This window comes from Aquabacterium lacunae (assembly GCF_004310865.1).
Taxonomy (GTDB): Bacteria; Pseudomonadota; Gammaproteobacteria; order Burkholderiales; family Burkholderiaceae_C; genus Aquabacterium; species Aquabacterium lacunae.
The window spans coordinates 1-5,292 of the sequence record NZ_SIXI01000013.1 but is presented as its reverse complement, the minus strand read 5'-3'; the positions used below and the strand labels follow the sequence as shown (position 1 = coordinate 5,292).

General features: G+C 59.5%; 5 protein-coding genes. All 5 read right to left on the bottom strand.

Annotated elements, in window-relative coordinates; translation table 11 throughout:
• Positions 1–211: hypothetical protein (locus EYS42_RS17210; protein ID WP_207301181.1), on the bottom strand; the 211-nt coding region annotated here is incomplete at its 3' end.
• A 503-nt stretch (positions 212–714) separates the two neighbouring features.
• Positions 715–939 (bottom strand): BrnA antitoxin family protein, encoded by a 225-nt coding sequence (locus tag EYS42_RS16725; protein ID WP_130969351.1) that lies wholly within the window; start codon positions 937–939, stop codon positions 715–717.
• A gap of 2 nt (positions 940–941) precedes the next feature.
• Positions 942–1,223 carry a BrnT family toxin gene (locus EYS42_RS16720; RefSeq protein WP_130969350.1) on the bottom strand — a complete coding sequence of 94 codons (282 nt, stop codon included), beginning with the start codon at positions 1,221–1,223 and terminating at the stop codon, positions 942–944.
• A 203-nt stretch (positions 1,224–1,426) separates the two neighbouring features.
• Complete coding sequence (locus EYS42_RS16715) at positions 1,427–2,029, bottom strand: hypothetical protein (protein ID WP_130969349.1); 603 nt, start codon at positions 2,027–2,029, stop codon at positions 1,427–1,429.
• 2,663 nt (positions 2,030–4,692) lie between these two features.
• Complete coding sequence (locus EYS42_RS16710) at positions 4,693–5,157, bottom strand: DUF2314 domain-containing protein (protein WP_130969348.1); 465 nt, start codon at positions 5,155–5,157, stop codon at positions 4,693–4,695.
• Positions 5,158–5,292: the final 135 nt, after the last annotated feature.

The following is a 5,292-nucleotide window of genomic DNA, read 5'->3' as shown; positions in this document are numbered from 1 at the left end:
GCTTGACCGCCGAGTTAGGCCACGGTGCCTGCGCGAAGCGCCCGTGCCAGTGCTCGGTGATGGCGTTACCACTTCCAGAGCGATGGCGTGCGCCGATGGGCGGACAGCTTTGCAAAGGTGCTCCCAAGTGTTCTGTTTTGGCGCCGATCAAGCAGCGCGTCGAATGCAGCCAGCATAACGCGAAGACGCCGGGCAGTGATGGCGAAGCCATGACTGCGGCTTCATGTTTCGATGTGGTGGCGTGGCGAAGACACGGCACACACCAGAGCGCTGATTGCCGAAGGACAAGCAGCCCACTTGGCGGTGGCGCGTGGCACTTTGGCGCAGCGCGGTGGCCAGCTGGCAGCCGAAGGACTGACAGCCAGATTGAGCCCGCGAACAGCGCCCCGTGGCAAACCAATTGGCGAGTGAGCGCCGGGCTTGAATCGAAGCCTGCTGGTTGATGAACCAGGAAGCAACCGAGGCCAGCTAAACCATTCCCGCATGAAGAGCGAAGCAGGGCGCGCGATGCTACAAAACACGCCCAGAAAATGCTTCCAGAGACCAGCCAAACAGTGGCCTAACGCCCGCGTTAACAGGCGGATGCCGGCGGAGCCGGTAGACGTCCTGTTGAACAAACGGTTAGGCTTGACCGCAAGCACTACTGCGTGTGCGCGGCAGACAGTTGCCTCACGCTCGTGCGTTTCGCGGGCTGCCAAAGGACAGACAGCCAGATCAGACCGCGTGCGGCCACTTGATTTGCAACTTACGATGGTTGGCAAGACAGTCGCGCAAATACAGGTTGATGAGGCTTTGGTACGGAATGCCAGCCTCTTCAGCCATGCCTTTGAAATACTCAACAACGTCCTCTGAGAGCCGCATGGTGACGGGCTTCTTCAGCTTTGATGCGTATGGATTTTTGCGGGCCTTCAGCTTGGAGAGGTCGTATTCAGCTTTCATGTCTAGCCACCTTGGTAGAACGCGCTTTCACGCTTGGTTGCCTTGCGAGCGGAGATGATGCGGATGACCTCGCCATGTTCGCGCTCGCAATGACAGACGATGAGCAACTTCGCGCTAGAACTCATGCCCAACATCAGAAAGCGCTCTTCGTCCGATGAGTGCTCTTCATCGAAGAACTGGATGGCGAACTCGTCATAGAAGACGGACTTTGCCTCATCGAAGGAGACTTGGTGCTTTTTGAGATTGGCCGCGGCTTTGGGCGGATCCCATTCGAACTTGATCATACGTACATTGTATGTATGACATTTCGAGTGTCAAGCTGCCGTGCTCTCTGGGAGCCTAACGCCCAGGTTAACCGGCGCCGGAGCGCGAAGCGCGTAGGGCACCAACACTGGCCTTGAAAATGGCGAAGCCATGGCCAGTGTTGGCGTCCCCTGCAACGCCCAGTTAGGCGACGCTGATGGTGAGATACGGTTGCTATGCATTGTCATGCTCTCCACTGCACGAGAGGCGTGAGGCCCAACAGCAAGTAGATGAGGCTGGCCACTGTGAGCATGCCAAGACTACCGATTGCATAGCGAGAGTTGGTTGGCGATGCTTTGAGTAGCGCAAATGCAGCAAGTGCTGTAAGGATGGCCGCCAAGCCGTAGGACTGCGCCGCAGACATACCGAGGTCGAGGGAAGCTTCCCCAAATTTTCCGGCTCGCCAAGGCAGTTCAAGAAAGCGAGCGATTACCGAAAAGGAAAGCCCGTAGGCGACAACGCCAATTGCAGCAGCTGCAGCCGATAAGGCGATAGAGCGCTTGCTCTCCGTTGGCTCGCTCTGGACTACGTTTGCGAGGCGACACGAGAGGTGCGAAACGCAGAGCGGAACAACGAATGCTGAGAAGGGCAGCACGAAGTAGGCGAACTCAAAAACGGGCGACACGCTCGCAAAGAGAAATGCAAAGATGCATGCGATTGCCCAGATCGCCAGAAAAGCAAGTGGTAACGACGGTGGAATGTGCACTCGCATTTTGGTGTTGCCTAACGCCCAAGGTAAGCGGCGCCGGAAGGAGCGCAGCGAGTGGAGGGCACCAACACTGGCCATGAAGATGCCGCAGGCATGGCCAGTGTTGGCGTCCGCTTGACCGCCGAGTTAGGCCACGGTGCCTGCGCGAAGCGCCCGTGCCAGTGCTCGGTGATGGCGTTACCACTTCCAGAGCGATGGCGTGCGCCAATGGGCGGACAGCGTTTCACAAGGGCTCCCAGGTGTTCTGTTTTGACGCCGATCAAGCAGCGCATCGAATGCAGCCAGCATAACGCGAAGACGCCGGGCAGTGATGGCGAAGCCATGACTGCGCCTTCATGTTGCGAGCTGGTGGCGTGGCGAAGACACGGCACAGAACCTGGCGCTGATTGCCGAAGGACAAGCAGCCCACTTGGCGGTGGCGCGTGGCACTTTGGCACCGCGCGGTGGCGAGCTGGCAGCCGAAGGACTGACAGCCAGATTGAGCCTCCGAATCGCGCCCTGTGGCGACCCAATTGGCGAGTTAGCGCCAGGCCTGAAACGAAGCCAGCCGGTTGATGCGCTAGGAAGCAACCGACGACCGCCGAGGCATTCCCGCATGTTCAGTAGAGCCGTGCGCCAGGTGCCCTAAACAAGCCCAGAAAATGCTTCCAGAGACCAGCCAAACAGTGGCCTAACGCCAAAGTTCACCGGCGCCGGAAGCCGAAGGCTGGAGGGCACCTCGACGGGCCACGCCGCAGGCGTGGAACGTTGAGGCGTCCGCGTGCAACGCCCCGTTAGGCTGGCCAGCGAAGGCAGCAGCCTGTGAGCATGCTTGGGCTGCATTGAGTGCAGGCAAGGTGCCTCCCGTTTGGCTTGTGTTTGACACCGCTGGGGCGGTGCATCGAATGGCACCAGCATAACGTGAAGACGCCAGGCAGTGATGGCGCAGCCATGACTGCGGGCTGAGATTTCGAGCCGGTGGCGTGGCGAAGACACGGCACACACAACAGCGCTGATTGCCGAAGGACAAGCAGCCCGCTTGGCGTTGGAATGTGGCACTTTGGCGCCGCGAGGTGGCCAGCAGGCAGCCGAAGGACTGACAGCCAGATTGAGCAAGCGAACAGCACCGCGTGGCGAACCAATTGGCGAGTTAGCGCTGGGCATGGAGCGAAGCCAGCCGGTCGATTAACCTGGAAGCGGCCGAGGCCCGCCAAACCATTCCCGCGTGATGAGCGGAGCAGGGTGCTCTATGCTGCAAAACATGCCCTGCAAATGTTTCCAGAGCCTATTTCAGAAGTGGCCTAACGCCCAAGGTAAGCGGCGCCGGAAGGAGCGCAGCGAGTGGAGGGCACCAACACTGGCCATGAAGATGCCGAAGGCATGGCCAGTGTTGGCGTCCGCTTGACCGCCGAGTTAGGCCACGGTGCCTGCGCTAAGCGCCCGTGCCAGTGCTCGGTGATGGCGTTACCACTTCCAGAGCGATGGCGCGCGCCAATGGGCGGACAGCTTTGCAAAGGTGCTCCCAGGTGTTCTGTTTTGGCGCCTATCAAGCAGCGCATCGAATGACTCCAGCATAACGCGAAGACGCTGGGCAGTGATGGCGAAGCCATGACTGCTCATTCATGTTGCGAGCTGGTGGCGTGGTGAAGACACGGCACACACCTGAGCGCTGATTGCCGAAGGACAAGCAGCCCACTTGGCGGAGGCGCGTGGCACTTTGGCGCCGCGCGGTGGCCAGCAGGCAGCCGAAGGACTGACAGCCAGATTGAGATCCCGAATCGCGCCACGTGGCGAACCAATTGGCGAGTTAGCGCCAGGCCTGGAGCGAAGCCAGCCGGCTGATTAGCCAGGAAGCAACCGACGCCAGCTAAGCCATTCCCGCATGACGAGCAGAGCAGGGCGCTCGATGCCGCAAAACACGCCTAGAAAATGCTTCCAGAGACCAGCCAAACAGTGGCCTAACGCCCAAGGTAAGCGGCGCCGGAGCACCGAAGGTGCGTAGGGCACCAACACTGGCCATGAAGATGCCGAAGGCATGGCCAGTGTTGGCGTCCGCTTGACCGCCGAGTTAGGCCACGGTGCCTGCGCGAAGCGCCCGTGCCATTGCTCGGTGATGGCGTTACCACTTCCAGAGCGATGGCGTGCGCCAGTGGGCGGACAGCTTTGCAAAGGTGCTCCCAGGTGTTCTGTTTTGGCGCCGATCAAGCAGCGCATCGAATGACACCAGCATAACGCGAAGACGCCGGGCAGTGATGGCGAAGCCATGACTGCGCCTTCATGTTGCGAGTTGGTGGCGTGGCGAAGACACGGCACACACCAGAGCGCTGCTTGCCGAAGGACAAGCAGCCCACTTGGCGGTGGCGCGTGGCACTTTGGCGCCGCGCGGTGGTGAGCAGGCAGCCGAAGGACTGACAGCCAGATTGAGACCGCGAACAGCGCCCCGTGGCAAACTAATTGGCGAGTGAGCGCCGGGCTTGAAACGAAGCCTGCTGGTTGATGAACCAGGAAGCAACCGAGGCCAGCTAAACCATTCCCGCATGAAAAGCGAAGCAGGGCGCGCGATGCTACAAAACACGCCCAGAAAATGCTTCCAGAGACCAGCCAAACAGTGGCCTAACGCCCAAGGTAAGCGGCGCCGGAAGGAGCGCAGCGAGTGGAGGGCACCGACATGGGCCATGAAAATGCCGAAGGCATGGCCCATGTTGGCGTCCGCTTGACCGACCAGTTAGGCGCAAACCCCGAAGCGAAGATTGGTTCGCTGCCTATTTCTTTGGCTTGCATGCGACGTTCCAGTATGACATTTGTTCGGTGGCTTCCTCTGGTGGCAATGCTTTGAACTCCGCGCAGGTGTTGAAGTGGCCGTAGATCGTGCGCGTCACTCGATCTTGGTAGTTCCAATCACGAACATCTTTGGCCTCGACACGCAACTCTTGACCAAGCTTAAGGTCGGTTGCAAATCGCGGGACTGTTTCAAGCTTGGCGACATAAACGTTTCCGTCCAACCTCACTCGGTTCAGCCAGAAGTGTTCGCTTAGCTTGCCGCGCTGAACTTCCACGAGTATTCGAAAGTGGTCTGATTTCTCTGGCTGCGCAAGGGCCTCATTGAAGTATTTGATGTTCTCCTGTGCGCTTGCATAGGGCGTATTCAGTTGAGCCTGGCAGCAAAAACTTGTGAGCGCCAACACGCTGAACTGAGCGAATCGATCGAGATTTTTCATTCGTCGCATGTGGAGGCGCCTAACGCCCAAGGTAAGCGGCGCCGGAAGGAGCGCAGCGAGTGGAGGGCACCAACACTGGCCATGAAGATGGCGAAGCCATGGCCAGTGTTGGCGTCCGCTTGACCGCCGAGTTAGGCCACGGTG